Source organism: Palleronia abyssalis (assembly GCF_900302445.1).
In the GTDB taxonomy this organism is placed as follows: Bacteria; Pseudomonadota; Alphaproteobacteria; order Rhodobacterales; family Rhodobacteraceae; genus Palleronia; species Palleronia abyssalis.
Genome location: NZ_ONZF01000001.1, coordinates 431,327 through 446,203, shown reverse-complemented (window position 1 = coordinate 446,203; position 14,877 = coordinate 431,327). Strand labels below are relative to the sequence as shown.

12 protein-coding genes are annotated in these 14,877 nt (G+C 64.3%); 11 read left to right on the top strand and 1 reads right to left on the bottom strand.

The window, feature by feature from the left end; translation table 11 throughout:
- Positions 1–98 precede the first annotated feature (98 nt).
- The 11 genes from chvE to PAA8504_RS02195 all read left to right on the top strand — a co-directional run bounded on the left by chvE (position 99) and on the right by PAA8504_RS02195 (position 13,834).
- On the top strand, positions 99–1,163 hold the full coding sequence (gene chvE, locus PAA8504_RS02245; protein ID WP_108892514.1) for a multiple monosaccharide ABC transporter substrate-binding protein: 1,065 nt from the start codon (positions 99–101) through the stop codon (positions 1,161–1,163).
- Positions 1,164–1,253: 90 nt separating this feature from the next.
- Positions 1,254–2,789, top strand: coding sequence for a multiple monosaccharide ABC transporter ATP-binding protein (gene mmsA, locus PAA8504_RS02240; protein WP_108892513.1), 1,536 nt, complete (start codon positions 1,254–1,256; stop codon positions 2,787–2,789).
- Positions 2,786–3,994, top strand: a complete 1,209-nt coding sequence (gene mmsB, locus PAA8504_RS02235; protein ID WP_108892512.1) for a multiple monosaccharide ABC transporter permease — start codon at positions 2,786–2,788, stop codon at positions 3,992–3,994. The genes mmsA and mmsB overlap by 4 nt, the downstream gene beginning before the upstream one ends.
- Before the next feature lie 4 nt (positions 3,995–3,998).
- Positions 3,999–4,991: an AraD1 family protein gene (gene araD1 / locus PAA8504_RS02230; protein ID WP_108892511.1), complete on the top strand. Its 993-nt coding sequence runs from the start codon at positions 3,999–4,001 to the stop codon at positions 4,989–4,991.
- Complete coding sequence (gene araD, locus PAA8504_RS02225) at positions 4,991–6,733, top strand: L-arabinonate dehydratase (RefSeq protein ID WP_108892510.1); 1,743 nt, start codon at positions 4,991–4,993, stop codon at positions 6,731–6,733. Before araD1 ends, araD begins: the two co-directional genes overlap by 1 nt.
- Positions 6,734–6,832: 99 nt before the next feature.
- Positions 6,833–7,777 carry a galactofuranose ABC transporter, galactofuranose-binding protein YtfQ gene (gene ytfQ, locus PAA8504_RS02220; RefSeq protein ID WP_108892509.1) on the top strand — a complete coding sequence of 315 codons (945 nt, stop codon included), beginning with the start codon at positions 6,833–6,835 and terminating at the stop codon, positions 7,775–7,777.
- 53 nt (positions 7,778–7,830) lie between these two features.
- Positions 7,831–9,357, top strand: coding sequence for a sugar ABC transporter ATP-binding protein (locus PAA8504_RS02215; protein ID WP_108892508.1), 1,527 nt, complete (start codon positions 7,831–7,833; stop codon positions 9,355–9,357).
- Positions 9,354–10,373 carry an ABC transporter permease gene (locus PAA8504_RS02210; RefSeq protein WP_245897491.1) on the top strand — a complete coding sequence of 340 codons (1,020 nt, stop codon included), beginning with the start codon at positions 9,354–9,356 and terminating at the stop codon, positions 10,371–10,373. The genes PAA8504_RS02215 and PAA8504_RS02210 overlap by 4 nt, the downstream gene beginning before the upstream one ends.
- A complete protein-coding gene (yjfF, locus tag PAA8504_RS02205; protein ID WP_219928889.1) occupies positions 10,370–11,335 on the top strand; it encodes a galactofuranose ABC transporter, permease protein YjfF in 966 nt (321 codons plus the stop codon). The genes PAA8504_RS02210 and yjfF overlap by 4 nt, the downstream gene beginning before the upstream one ends.
- A 24-nt stretch (positions 11,336–11,359) precedes the next feature.
- Positions 11,360–12,301 (top strand): Gfo/Idh/MocA family protein, encoded by a 942-nt coding sequence (locus PAA8504_RS02200; protein ID WP_108892507.1) that lies wholly within the window; start codon positions 11,360–11,362, stop codon positions 12,299–12,301.
- A gap of 18 nt (positions 12,302–12,319) precedes the next feature.
- Complete coding sequence (locus PAA8504_RS02195) at positions 12,320–13,834, top strand: aldehyde dehydrogenase (NADP(+)) (RefSeq protein ID WP_108892506.1); 1,515 nt, start codon at positions 12,320–12,322, stop codon at positions 13,832–13,834.
- 10 nt (positions 13,835–13,844) lie between these two features.
- Here PAA8504_RS02195 and PAA8504_RS02190 read toward each other — a convergent pair whose 3' ends face one another.
- Positions 13,845–14,684: an IclR family transcriptional regulator gene (locus PAA8504_RS02190; RefSeq protein WP_108892505.1), complete on the bottom strand. Its 840-nt coding sequence runs from the start codon at positions 14,682–14,684 to the stop codon at positions 13,845–13,847.
- Between the last annotated feature and the right edge of the window lie 193 nt (positions 14,685–14,877).

The window sequence follows — 14,877 nt, the reverse complement described above, 5'->3', positions numbered from 1 at the left end:
ATTTGATAAATATATCGCCCCGGCGCAATAGTGTCGTCCGTCAGGCAACTGACGCAATAACCGGCAGGCCGCAAACGCCTGCCTGATGGGAGGACATCATGAATTTCACTCGCCGCGCCCTGGGCGCGACCGCACTTGCTTTGGTACTCGCCGTTCCGGCCTATGCGCAGGACAAGGGCACGATCGGCATCGCGATGCCGACGAAATCCTCGGCCCGCTGGATCGCCGACGGCGACAACATGGTGAAGCAGTTCGAAGAGGCAGGCTATGCCACCGATCTGCAATACGCCGAGGACGACATTCCCAACCAGCTGGCCCAGATCGAGAACATGATCACCAAGGGCGTCGATGCGCTGGTGATTGCGGCCATCGACGGCACCACGCTGACCAACGCACTGGCCAACGCCGCCGCCATGGACATCCCCGTGGTCGCCTATGACCGACTGATCCGCGACTCCGGCGATGTCAGCTACTACGCCACGTTCGACAACTTCCAGGTCGGCGTGCAGCAGGCCGAAACGCTGGTTTCCGGCCTGGAAGAGCGGTTCCCCGATGCCGACGCTTGGAATGTCGAGCTGTTCGGCGGCAGCCCCGACGACAACAACGCCTATTTCTTCTATGATGGCGCGATGTCGGTGCTTCAGCCGCTGATCGATGACGGCTCGATCAACATCGTTTCCGGCCAGATGGGCATGGACACGGTCGGTACGCTGCGCTGGGACGGTTCGGTCGCGCAGGCACGCATGGATAACCTGCTGTCGGCCAACTACACCGATGAACGCGTGCATGGTGTGCTTTCGCCCTATGACGGGCTTTCCATCGGTATCCTGTCCTCGCTGAAGGGCGTCGGCTATGGCTCGGGCGACATGGAGATGCCGATCGTCACCGGCCAGGACGCCGAAGTGCAGTCGGTCAAGTCGATCCTGAACGACGAGCAGTATTCGACGATCTTCAAGGACACCCGCGAACTGGCCGGCGTGACCGTGGGCATGGTCGACGCGTTGCTTCAGGGCGGTGAGCCCGAGATCAACGACACCGAGACCTACGATAACGGCGTGAAAGTCGTCCCCTCCTACCTGCTGGAGCCCGTGAAGGTGACGCAGGACAACTGGAGCGACGTGCTGATCGAGTCGGGCTACTACACCCGCAACCAGATCGAGTGAGCCTCCCTGCGGGGTGGCTTCGGCCGCCCCGCGCTGCCTTCCGGCCCTTCCGTTGGGTCGGAGGGCCTTTTGAAGCCAAAAGGGGGAGCGATGGCGACTATTCTGGAAATGCGCGACATCACCAAGGAATTCCCGGGGGTCAAGGCTCTCGACCGGGTGAACCTGAAGGTGGAAGAGGGCGAGATCCACGCCCTCGTGGGGGAAAACGGCGCCGGCAAATCGACGCTGATGAAGGTGCTTTCGGGCGTCTATCCCCATGGCAGCTATACCGGCGACATCGTCTATGACGGCAAGGTGCAATCCTTCGCCTCGATCCGCGACAGCGAAAGCCGCGGCATCATCATCATCCACCAGGAACTTGCGCTGATCCCGCTGCTTTCAGTGGCCGAGAATATTTTCCTGGGCAACGAACGTGCGAAAGGCGGCGTCATCGACTGGCGCGAGACCGAGACGCGCGCGAAAGAGCTTCTGGAGCGGGTCGGGCTGAAAGAAAGCCCGAAGACGCTGGTGGGCGACCTTGGCCTGGGCAAGCAACAGCTGGTCGAGATCGCGAAAGCCTTGTCGAAGGATGTGCGCCTGCTGATCCTCGACGAGCCGACGAGTTCCCTGAACGAACAGGACAGCGAGAAGCTGCTGGAGCTTTTGACCGAATTCCGTCGGCAAGGCGTGACCTCGATCCTGATCAGCCACAAGTTGAACGAGATCTCCCGCGTGGCCGACACGATCACCGTGATCCGCGACGGCTCGGCGGTCTCGCGGCTGGATTGCAAGAACGGCATTTCCGAAGACGACATCATTCGCGACATGGTTGGCCGCGCTCTGGACGATCGGTATCCGGCGCGGGATCCCAAGATTTCGGACGACATCGCGATGGAGGTGTCGAACTGGACCGTCCATCATCCGGTCGACGCGGACCGCACGGTGGTCAAGGACGTTTCGTTCCACGTCAAAAGGGGCGAGGTTCTGGGCATCGCCGGGCTGATGGGAGCCGGGCGGACGGAACTGGCGATGAGCCTGTTCGGACGTTCCTACGGGCGCGACATCTCCGGGACGGCAAAGATCAACGGGCGCGAGGTCGACCTTTCGACGGTCAGATCCGCGATCAACGCAGGCCTCGCCTACGCGACCGAGGATCGCAAGACCTACGGTCTGGTGCTGGATGACACAATCCGGCGCAACGTGCCGCTGGCCAAGCTGGATGCCATCGCCGATCGTGGGGTGGTCAACCGCAGCCGCGAGGCAGAGGTGGCCGAACGCTATCGCGAAAGGCTGAACATCAAGTCCAGCTCGATCGAGCAGGAGACGGTGAACCTCTCTGGCGGCAATCAGCAAAAGGTCGTCCTGTCGAAATGGCTGTTCGCGGACCCGGACATCCTGATCCTGGACGAGCCCTGCCGGGGCATCGACGTGGGCGCGAAATTCGAGATCTACACCGTGATCCGCGACCTTGCCGCAAGCGGAAAGGCCATCGTCGTCATCTCGTCCGAGATGCCCGAGCTTCTAGGCATCACCGACCGTCTTTACGTCATGAACGAGGGCCGTTTCGTGGGTGAGATGCCCACGGCCGAGGCCAGCCAGGAAAAGATCATGGCGTCCATCATCAAATCGGGGGAGCGCATTACATGAGCGACACCATCGACACGTCCGCCACCGCGCCCGCCGGAGAGCAGGCCCGCGCCAGCTGGGGCTTTCTGAAAACCCACCTGCGCGAATACGGAATTCTGTTCGCCCTGATCGCGATCATGGCGTTCTTTCAGGTCGCGACGGGCGGCATCCTTCTGCGGCCCGTGAACCTGACGAACCTGGTTCTGCAAAACAGCTATATCGTCATCATGGCCATCGGCATGCTGCTGGTCATCGTGGCCGGGCATATCGACCTCAGCGTGGGCTCGGTGCTGGGGTTCATCGGCGCGTTGGCCGCGGTGATGATCGTCAACTGGGAGATTCCCTATCTGATCGCGGCGGTCCTGTGCCTTGCGATGGGGGCCGTGATCGGCATGGCGCAGGGCTTCTGGATCGCCTATTTCCGCATCCCGTCCTTTATCGTGACCCTGGCGGGAATGCTGGTCTTCAAGGGCCTGACCCTGTGGCTTCTGGCCGGCCAGTCGGTGGGGCCGTTCCCGCCGCAGTTCCAGCTGATCTCGTCGGGGTTCGTGCCTGATCTGTTCGGGGCCGAGGGGATGAACCTGTTCTCGCTGGTGATCGGGCTGGTCGTGGCCGCGGGTCTGGCCGTGCTGGCGATCCGCAATCGTGCGGCGCAGGCGCGGACCGGCACGCCGGACGAGCCCTTTGCCTTCTTCGCCGCGAAAACCACGATCATCTTCGTTGGCATCGCCTATCTCAGCTGGCTGATGGCGGATTTCCGGGGGCTGCCCAACGTCTTCATCGTCATGGCGCTGCTGATCGCGGTCTATTCCTTCGTGACGTCGCGCACGACGGCCGGGCGGCGCATCTATGCCATCGGCGGCAACGAGCGGGCGGCGATGCTGTCGGGGATCAATGCCAAGCGCCTGACCTTTCTGACCTTCGCCAACATGGGGATGCTGGCTGCGCTGGCGGGTCTTGTCTTCGCCGCGCGTCTGAACACCGCGACCCCGAAGTCTGGCGCCGGGTTCGAGCTTGACGTGATCGCGGCCGTCTTCATCGGCGGCGCGTCAATGGCGGGCGGCGTCGGCACCGTGGTGGGCGCCGTGATCGGAGCCTTCATCATGGGCGTGATGAACAACGGCATGTCGATCCTGGGCATCGGCATCGATTATCAGCAGGTCATCAAGGGGCTGGTTCTGCTGGCCGCGGTGGTCTTCGACGTCATGAACAAGAAGAAAGGGTAGGGACATGTTGCTGTCGCAATATCGCACCGCCGGGGGCCGCCTGCAGGTCGTTGCGCGGGAAGGGTCCGAAGCCTACGAAGTGAAGTCCGAGCAGTCGCTTTACGAGATGGCGATGGAGGCCGCCGCACAAGGCACACCGCTGCGCGAACTGGTACTGGCGGCTGGGTTGAACGGGGCCGTCGATCTGGATCGGATCGCCGGGGAAGGACGTCTGGCCCCGCCGCTGACCCATCCCGACCCGGCGCACCTGCATCTGACCGGCACCGGTTTGACGCATCTGGGCTCGGCCTCGACCCGCGCGTCGATGCACGCGAAAAAGCCCGAGGACGAGACCGACTCGATGAAGATGTTTCGCATGGGGGTCGAGGGTGGAAAACCCGCGAACGGCCATGCTGGCGTCCAGCCCGAGTGGTTCTACAAGGGAAACGGCGCCGCGCTTGTCGCGCCCGGTGCCGCGCTGGAAAGCCCCGTCTTCGCGCTGGATGGCGGCGAAGAGCCCGAGATTGCCGGCGTCTACGTCATTGGCCCGGACGGCACGCCCTTCCGCGTGGGCTTCGCGCTGGCCAACGAGTTCTCGGACCACGTGACGGAGCGGCAGAATTACTTGTATCTCGCGCATTCCAAGTTGCGCCCCTGTGCCATTGGCCCTGAACTTCTGGTCGGTGATCTGCCCGATAGCGTCGAGGGCACCAGCCGCATCCGTCGCGGGACCGACGTGATCTTCGAAAAGCCCTTCCTGTCGGGAGAGGCGAACATGTCCCACTCGATCCGCAACCTCGAACACCATCACTTCAAATACGATCTGTTCCGCCAGCCGGGCGATGTGCATGTCCATATGTTCGGGACCGCCACCCTGTCCTTCGCGGAAGGGGTAACCCCCGAGGACGGCGATGTGTTCGAGATCGAGGCCGCGCCCTTCGGCATGGCCTTGCGCAATACGCTCCGACATCGCCCCTTGGGCACGGCGGAACCCCTGACCGAAATCCGGGTGCTTTGATGACCTTCGAACCTGCAGAATGGCCCCGCAAGCTGCGTAGTCAGGAATGGTATGGCGGGACCAGCCGCGACAACATCTATCACCGGGGCTGGTTGAAGAACCAAGGCTACCCGCACGACCTGTTCGACGGCCGTCCTGTCATCGGAATCCTGAACACCTGGGGTGAGCTGACCCCTTGCAACGGCCACCTGCGAGAGTTGGCCGAGAAGGTGAAAGCCGGCGTGTGGGAGGCCGGGGGCTTTCCTCTGGAAGTGCCGGTGTTCAGCGCGTCCGAGAACACGTTCCGCCCCACGGCGATGATGTATCGCAACCTTGCGGCCATGGCGGTCGAGGAGACGATGCGCGCCCAGCCCATCGACGGGGCCGTCCTTCTGGTCGGGTGCGACAAGACTACGCCGTCTTTGATTATGGGCGCGGCGTCCACGGACATTCCGTCTATCGTCGTCACCGGTGGGCCGATGCTGAACGGCTGGTTCCGGGGCGAACGTGTCGGGTCAGGAACCGCGCTTTGGCAGATGTCCGAGGACATCAAGGCCGGCAAGATGAGCCAAGAGGATTTTCTGGAGGCCGAACAGGCGATGTCGCGTTCCTCGGGGACGTGCAACACGATGGGCACCGCGTCGACCATGGCATCCATGGCCGAGGCTTTGGGCATGGCACTGTCCGGAAACGCGGCCATCCCGGCGGTCGATGCACGGCGGCGCGTGATGGCTCAGATCTCCGGCCGTCGCATCGTGCAGATGGTGAAGGACGACCTGAAACCTTCTGATATCATGACGAAAGCCGCATTCGAGAACGCGATCCGCACGAACGGCGCCATCGGCGGGTCTACCAACGCGGTGGTCCATCTTCTGGCGATGGCGGGCCGGTGCGGCGTGGACCTGACGCTCGACGACTGGGACCGTCTGGGACGCGACGTGCCCACGATCGTGAACCTCATGCCGTCGGGCAAGTACCTGATGGAGGAATTCTTTTATGCCGGTGGCTTACCGGTCGTTCTTAAGCGTTTGGGTGAGGCCGGCGTGCTGAATCGGAACGCGCTGACCGTGTCTGGCGGGCCGATCTGGGACGAGGTCAAGGACGCCGTCAACTGGAACGAAGACGTCATTCTGCCGGTGGAAAAGGCGCTGACCTCTTCGGGCGGGATCGCCGTGCTGCGCGGCAATCTTGCGCCCGAAGGCGCCGTTCTGAAGCCCTCGGCCGCGTCGCCCCACCTGATGAAGCATCGCGGTCGTGCCGTCGTGTTCGAGGATATCGACGACTACAAGGCGAAGATCGCCGACGAGACGCTCGAGATCGACGAGACCTGCGTCATGGTTCTGAAGAACTGCGGCCCGAAGGGCTATCCCGGCATGTCCGAGGTGGGCAACATGGGTCTGCCGCCGAAGGTGTTGCGCAAGGGAATCAAGGACATGGTCCGGATCTCTGACGCGCGAATGTCCGGGACTGCCTACGGCACAGTCGTCCTGCACACCGCGCCAGAGGCCGCCGTCGGCGGGCCCCTCGCCGTGGTCCGGACCGGCGACATGATCGAGCTCGACGTCGAGGCCCGGCGCCTGCACCTGGACATCCCGGATGCGGAACTGGCGCAGCGTCTGGCCGACTGGACGCCCCATACCGCACCTCCCCCAAGCGGTTATGCCAAGCTGTTCCACGACCACGTGGAAGGTGCGGATACGGGTGCGGATTTCGATTTCCTGAAAGGCTGCCGGGGAAGGGAGGTACCGCGCGACAGTCACTGACCGCGGAGAGGAGGCCGCGGCAAAAAAGGTATGGCCCGAATTAGGGCATCAAACGGCTCGCGACGCTACGCGAAACAACCAGAATAGGGAGTGAGACCAATGAAGACGACACTTTTGACGACGGCGGCCGTGATGGGCCTGGCCGCGGCGGCTTCGGCGCAGACCGTCGGCTTTTCGCAGATCGGTTCGGAATCCGGTTGGCGCGCGGCCGAGACGACCCTGACCCGTCAGCAGGCCGAAGAACGCGGGATCGACCTGCGCTTCTCGGACGCGCAGCAGCGCCAGGAAAACCAGATCGCCGCGATCCGGTCCTTCGTCGCACAAGGCGTGGACGCGATCCTTCTGGCACCGGTCGTCGCGACCGGATGGGACAGCGTGCTCGAGGAAGCCCAGGAAGCCGAGATCCCCGTCGTCCTCCTGGACCGGCAGGTGGACTCGTCCGAGGATCTGTACCTGACCGCCGTCGGCTCGGATCTGGTGCATGAAGGCGAGGTCGCGGGCCAGTGGCTTGCCGACACCGTGGGCGATCAGGAGTGCCGGATCGTGGAATTGCAGGGCACGACCGGATCCTCGCCCGCGATCGACCGGGCGACGGGCTTCCGGAACGCGATCGAGGGGATGGACAACCTCGAGATCGTCCGCTCGCAGACCGGGGATTTCACGCGGACAGGCGGCAAGGAGGTGATGGAAAGCTTCCTGCAGGCCGAGTCCGGCAACGAGATCTGCGCGCTCTATGCCCATAACGACGACATGGCCCTGGGTGCGATTCAGGCCATCACCGAGGCTGGCATGGATCCGGGCGAGGACATCCTGATCGTGTCCATCGACGCGGTGCCGGACATTTTCCAGGCCATGGCGAATGGCGATGCCAACGCGACGGTTGAACTGACGCCGAACATGGCCGGTCCGGCCTTCGATGCGCTGGAAGCCTACTGGAGCGACGGGACCGAGCCCGAGAAGTTCATCCAGACCGAGTCGACCCTTTACACCCAGGACGACGATCCGATGGCCGAATACGAGGCGCGCAAGGATCTGGGGTACTGATGATTTCAGACCGGGGCGGGTGCGCCTGCCCCGGCTCTTGTGAAGGGGGGACTATGCTGCTGTCGATCCGCAACCTGTCGAAGTCGTTCCCGGGCACGCTGGCCCTGGACGATGTCGACTTTGAGCTTCGGGCCGGTGAGGTGCACGCACTTCTCGGCGAGAACGGCGCCGGCAAGTCGACCCTGATCAAGTGTCTGACCGGCGCGTATCGCCGCGATTCCGGCGAGATCCGGCTGGAAGGCAATCCGATTTCTCCCGCCTCGACCTCCGAGGCGCAGGAACTGGGGATCGGCACGGTCTATCAGGAGGTGAACCTGCTGCCGAACCTGACCGTGGCGCAGAACCTGACCTTCGGCCGCGAGCCGCGCCGCTTCGGGCTGGTCGACGGTCGCGCGCAACGCAAGATGGCGCAGGAAATGCTGTCGGGTTACAATCTCGACATAGATGTCGGGCGTGATCTGGGCGCGTATTCCGTCGCCATCCAGCAGATCGTCGCGATTGCCCGGGCCGTGGCTCTGTCGGGCAAGGTCCTGATCCTGGACGAGCCGACGGCCAGTCTCGACGCGGCCGAGGTTCGGATGCTGTTCGACGTGGTGCGCGATCTGCGCGATCAGGGCCTCGGGATCGTGTTCGTCTCGCATTTCCTGGACCAGGTGTTCGAGATTTGCGATCGCCTGACCGTCCTGCGCAACGGGCGCAAGATCACGACCGAGGTGGTGGCCGACCTGGACCGGCTGACGCTGATCGAACACATGCTGGGCCGTGAACTGGAAGAAGCGACGGAACACGAGGCCGCGCAGAAGGACCCGCACTCCAGGTCCCGACCCGAGCTTCTTCGGTTCGAGGGGATCGGGCGCGATGGCGTCGTCGAGCCATTTGACATGACTGTACATAAAGGCGAGGTGATCGGCCTGGCGGGGCTTCTGGGTTCGGGCCGGACCGAAAGCGCCGAACTGATGTTCGGGGTCCGCGCGTCGCAGGGGGGCCGGACCCGGGATGCGGACGGCCCAGTGGCGCATGGCAACCCGCGCGAGGCGATCCAGTCAGGCTTCGGGTTCGCGCCCGAGGATCGAAAGACCGACGGGATCGTCGCCGACCTGTCCGTGCGCGAGAACATCATCCTTGCGCTTCAGGCCCATCGCGGCTGGACCCGACCGATCCCCCGGTCCGAGCAGAACCGGCTGGCCGACGAGTATATCGCCAAACTGGATATCCGAACCTCGGACGCCGAGAAGGCGATCGGCGACCTTTCGGGCGGCAACCAGCAGAAGGTCGTGCTGGCACGGTGGCTGGCGATGAACCCGCGCTTCCTGATCCTGGACGAGCCCACGCGCGGAATCGACGTAGGTGCACATGCCGAAATCCTGCGCCTGATCCACGAGATGACGGGGCAGGGGATGGCGGTGCTGGTCATCTCGTCCGAGTTCGACGAACTGATCGCGGTGGCTGACCGGGTGATCGTTCTGCGCGACCGTCGCCACACCGGAGAGCTGTCGGGCAGCGACGTCACCTCGGACGCGATCGTGCGGGAGATTGCGCGCGACGATGCCGACCCCCGGACGCAGAGAGGTGCAGCGTGAAACGGTCGTTCCGCCGGGTCCTTCCGCAGCTTCTGACCCTCGCCGCCTTGATGGCGCTGGTGACGCTGTTCTTCCCGCAGTTCCTGTCCATCGACTATGCCGGAGGGCGCCTTTCGGGGCCGGTCATCGACGTGCTCAAGCGCGGCGCCCCGGTCGCCTTGCTGGCGGTGGGCATGACGCTTGTGATCGCGACGCGCGGCATCGACCTTTCGGTCGGTACGATCATGGCGATTTCGGGCGCGGTGGCGGCATGGGCGCTGTCCTCGGGGTGGGGGGCAGGCCCTGCGGTCATTCTGGCGGTGGGCGCGGGACTGGTCTGCGGCCTGTGGAACGGGTGCCTCGTGGCCATCGTCGGAATCCAGCCCATCGTGGCGACGTTGATCCTGATGACCTCTGGCCGCGGCATCGCGCAGCTGATCACCGAGGGACGGATCCTGACCTTCGACGCGGGACCATTCGCGTGGTTGGGGTCTGGCATCCTGCTGGGCCTGCCTGTCCCGGTCTTCATTTGGGTGCTGACGGCGGTAGGCGTCGCGGCCCTGATGCGCCGGACGGCACTGGGCCTGCTGGTCGAATCAATTGGCATCAACCGCTCGGCCTCGGCACTTGCGGGAGTGAACGCGACCGTGCTTCTGATCGCCGTCTACATGGCCTCGGGCCTTTGTGCGGCGCTTGCCGGGATCATCGCGACCGCGGACATCCGGGGGGCGGATGCGAACAATGCCGGCCTCTGGCTCGAGCTTGATGCCATCCTGGCGGTTGTCATCGGCGGCACCTCCCTGCTGGGCGGGCGGTTTTCCGTCGCAGCGTCGGTGCTGGGCGCGATGATCATCCAAACCATCGACACCGGGATCCTGCTGGCCGGGTTCCCTTCGGAATACAACTTGGTCATCAAGGCGGGACTGGTCTTGATGATCCTTCTGATCCAGTCGCCGAACCTCGTGGGGCACTGGCATTTCCTGCGTCACAGTCTGCGTCGCGATCCCGACGCATCGCCGCGGGGGGCCAAGTCATGACGATCAATCCACGCCTCTATCCGCTTCTGGCGACCATCGGGATCTTCATCGCGGCCTATATCGTATGCTGGATCCAGTTCCCGTACATGCTGTCGACCCGCGTGGCGGGCAATCTGCTGACCGACAATGCCTATCTGGGCATTGTCGCGGTAGGCATGACGCTGGTCATCCTGTCGGGGGGGATCGATCTGTCGGTGGGGTCGGTCATCGCTTTCTCGGGCGTGTTCATCGCCGTTCTGCTGCGCGAGACCGGGCTTCACCCCCTTGTGGTCTTTGTCCTTTTGCTGGGCGTCACGACCGCGTTCGGGGCCGCGATGGGCGGGGTTATTCACGTTTTGGGGATGCCGGCCTTCATCGTGACCCTGGCCGGCATGTTTCTTGCGCGCGGGGCTTCGTACATGCTGACGATCGACTCCGTTCCGATCCAGCATCCGTTCTATGAGCTTTTGAAGGATGCCTACTGGCTGATGCCGGGCAAGGGCAGGCTGACGTTGATCGGCATCGTGATGCTGTTGTCCGTGGCTGTGGGCGCAGTGGTTGCGCATCGCACGCGCTTCGGGGCCAGCGTCTTCGCCCTGGGCGGGGGAGAGCGGACGGCGCGGCTGATGGGGGTTCGGGTTGGCGCGACGACGGTGGGCATCTATGCGTTCTCGGGCTTCATGGCCGGCGTGTCGGGGATCGTCTTCTCGATCTATACCGGATCGGGCTATCCGTTGGCGACGGTGGGGACCGAGCTTACGGCCATTGCAGCCGTCGTGATCGGCGGCACGCTGCTGACGGGCGGCGCGGGCTATGTTCTGGGTACGCTTTTCGGCGTGCTAACCATGGGCCTTATACAAACATACATCGTGTTCGACGGCAGCTTGTCTAGTTGGTGGACGAAGATCGTCATCGGCATTCTGCTGCTTTTGTTCATCCTCCTGCAACGCGGCCTCGTGCGTGCAACGGCCGTGCGGGCCTGACCTGTCCTGAAACCGAAAGAAACCATGACCGAAACGCCACGTCAGCCAACGCCAATTGCCATTGTCGGCGTCGGCAAGATTGCCCGCGACCAGCATATCCCCGCCATCGCCGCCGATCCGCGGTTCGAACTGGCCGCGACGGTCAGTCGTTCGGGCGGTGTCGACGGGGTCGAGAACCACGCTTCTGTCGAGGCGCTGCTGGAGGCGCGACCGGACGTCGAAGCCCTATCGCTTTGCATGCCGCCCATTCCACGGTTCAACGCGGCGCGCGCGGCCATTGCAGCCGGACGCCATGTGATGCTGGAGAAACCGCCGGGCGCCACGGTGGCCGAAGTGCTGACGTTGGACCGGATGTCCCGCGATGCGAATGTGACGTTGTTTGCGACCTGGCACTCGCGCCACGCTGCTGCCGCTGGACCGGCACGGGACTGGCTGGCCGAGAAGCGCCTGACCGGCATCCGCGTGGACTGGAAAGAAGACGTTCGCAAATGGCACCCCGGCCAAGACTGGATCTGGCGGGCCGGGGGCCTTGGCGTTTTCGATCCGGGGATCAACGCCCTGTCGCTGTTAACCGCGATCTGTCCCGTGCCACTGCATCTAACCAGCGCGACCCTTTCCGTGCCGGAAAACAGGGCTACACCCATTGCGGCCGATCTGGAATTCTCCGATGGGGAGGACCTGACGGCAATGGCCGCGTTTGATTGGCGGCAGAAGGGTGGCGAGATCTGGCAGATCGAGGTCGAGACCGATGCCGGCACCCTAAGCCTGACCGAGGGCGGCGCGCGGATGTTCGTGGACGGCACGGAACGGGGGCTGGAGGATCCGGGGGAATACCCCGATCTTTACCGTCGGTTCGGAGACCTGCTGGCCGACGGCGCCTCGGATGTGGACCCACTGCCGCTGATCCACGTCGCGGATGCATTCATGCTGGGCCGTCACCTGACGGTCGAGCCGTTTGAAGACTGAAAACCACTGGGAGACGACATGACCGACCTGACAGGACGCCATCTGATCGACGGAACCTGGACCGACGGGGGCGAGACCTTCACGTCCGATCCGGTTTCCGGCGACCCCATGACCGTATGCAACGGCGGCAAGGCGCAGATCGACGCTGCGATGAAGGCCGCCGAAGCCGCCTTTGCCACCTATGGCTGGACGTCGCGCGAGGATCGCGCGCTGTTTCTCGAAGCCATTGCCGAAGAGATCGAGGCCCGCGTCGACCAGATTGTCGAGGTCGGCATGGCCGAGACGGGCCTGCCCGAGCCGCGCCTGCGCTCGGTCGAGTTGCCGCGCACGGCCAATCAGATCCGCCTGTTCGCCAATCATATCCGTGACGGCGACTACCTTGACCGCCGCCATGACGAAGCGCTGCCCGATCGCCAGCCTATGCCGCGCCCCGATCTGCGGATGATGCAGCGTCCCCTGGGCCCTGTCGGCGTGTTCGGCGCGTCGAACTTCCCTCTGGCGTTCTCTACCGCGGGTGGCGACACCGCAGCGGCGCTGGCTGCTGGTTGTCCAGTTGTCTACAAGGGACATCCCGGGCACCCGGGCTGCGGCGAGCTGGTCGCGCTGGCAATCCACGCCGCCATCGAGAAAACGGGAATGCCCAAAGGCGTCTTCGGCTTCGTCCAGTCGAACTCGACCGAGGCGGGCGAGGCGCTTGTGACCCATCCGCTGACCCGTGCCGTGGGCTTCACCGGCTCGTTCCGGGGCGGCAAGGCGCTGTTCGATCTGGCCATGTCACGCCCCGAGCCCATTCCCTTCTTCGGCGAGCTCGGCGCGATCAACCCGGTCTTCGTCCTGCCGGCAGCACAATCCGCACGCGCCGGCGATCTCGGAACCGCCTGGGCGGGGTCGTTGACCATGGGCGTGGGGCAGTTCTGCACCAACCCCGGCGTCGTGATCCTGCAGGACGACGCGGATGCGGACAGCTTTGTCGAGGCTGCGCGCAGTGCACTTTCGGACGTTCAGGCGCAGCCGATGCTGACGGCCGGCACGGCCGAGGGGTATCGCAAGGGCGTCTCGTCGCTGTCCTCGGCCAAAGGGACCCAGGCGCATCTTGACCCTTCGGCCGAGGGGCGGAACGCCGCGCCTGCGCTGTTTGAGGTCGCCGGTTCCGACTGGTTGGCGGATCCCGACTTGGCGCAGGAAGTGTTCGGCCCCTCCGGCATCGTGGTCAGGGCCTCCGACGCGGAGCAGATGCTGGACATCGCCCGTAATCTGCACGGGCAGCTGACAGCGACGCTGCAGATGGACGAGGGCGACACCGACGCCGCGCGTCCGCTTGTTCCGGTGCTGGAACGGAAGGCCGGCCGTGTTCTGGTCAACGGCTTCCCGACAGGGGTCGAGGTTGCAGGTGCGATGGTCCATGGCGGGCCGTTCCCCGCCAGCACCAATTTTGGCGCGACCAGCGTCGGCACCCTGGCGATCCGGCGTTTCCTGCGTCCTGTCTGCTATCAGAACATGCCCGAGGCGCTTCTGCCGGCCGATTTGCGCTGAGGGCGAGCGCCTAACTGCGGCCCCCGTTGTCGTCCGCAGGTTCGGGTGACGGGGCCGCGGTATTCAAGGAAAGCGCGCCTGCGAGGTCCAGAAGGGCCTCGCGGGCTTTTTCGCGCGCCCGAGTGTTCGCCTCGTCCGGTCGATCCAGGAACGGGCAGGTCAAAACCGCCATCGCATCCCCGGCGGGTCCGAAGATCGGGGCACTGATGTCGGTGACGCCGACAGCCTGCTGCGATGGTGCCATGCGAAACCCGGCTTCACGCACCTCGGACAAGTCTTCCGTGAGGTCCGCAATACGCGCTTCTTCGGGGGCAAGGCCCCAGTGGCCCATCGTCTTGGCCCGGCGATCGGGATGCTGGAACGCCAGAAGCGTCAGCCCGGAACTGGTTGCAAAGAGGTCCATCCGTGCACCGACAAGGGCACGAAACTCCCAGTGCGACCGAGGACTGGCTTGTGCCACGATCACCGCGTGTCCGTGTTCGGGCAGGACCAGATGGCACGATTGCCGAAGCCGCGTCGCGAAAGCATCCATCTTCGGCTGCGCCTGTGCGATGAGACGGCGCAGGGGCGGATGGCCCGTGCCCAGCAGGAACAGGCGCATCGTCAGCGCATAGCGGTCGCCCCCCTCGATCCGGCAGACGTATCCTCGAGCCACGAGACGTTCGAGCATTCGGTAGATCTGAGAGGCGCTGACGCCCAACTCGCGTACGATTTCGGCCCGCGTCAGGCCGCGCGCCTGATCGGAGAGAACCTCGAGAATGTCCAGCCCGCGGTCCAGCGCCGGGGCGCGATACCGATCCGGCCCATTAGGTGGGGTTTCACTGTGTCGCGCAGGATCCGGTGTCGTCATGATGCATCCTCGCAAGGCAGACCAGGTCGATGAGCGCTGTCGGGCGGTCAAGTTTTTCTTGCCTCAATTATTCAGATATGGATACGTTGTTCAAATAAGAACTCACGCACCGGAAGGGAGGAGGTCCGATGCGAGCTTTCGATTGGCGTCGTCCCGTGGGACTTTGCCGTCTCTATCCTGCGCCCGGATCGCC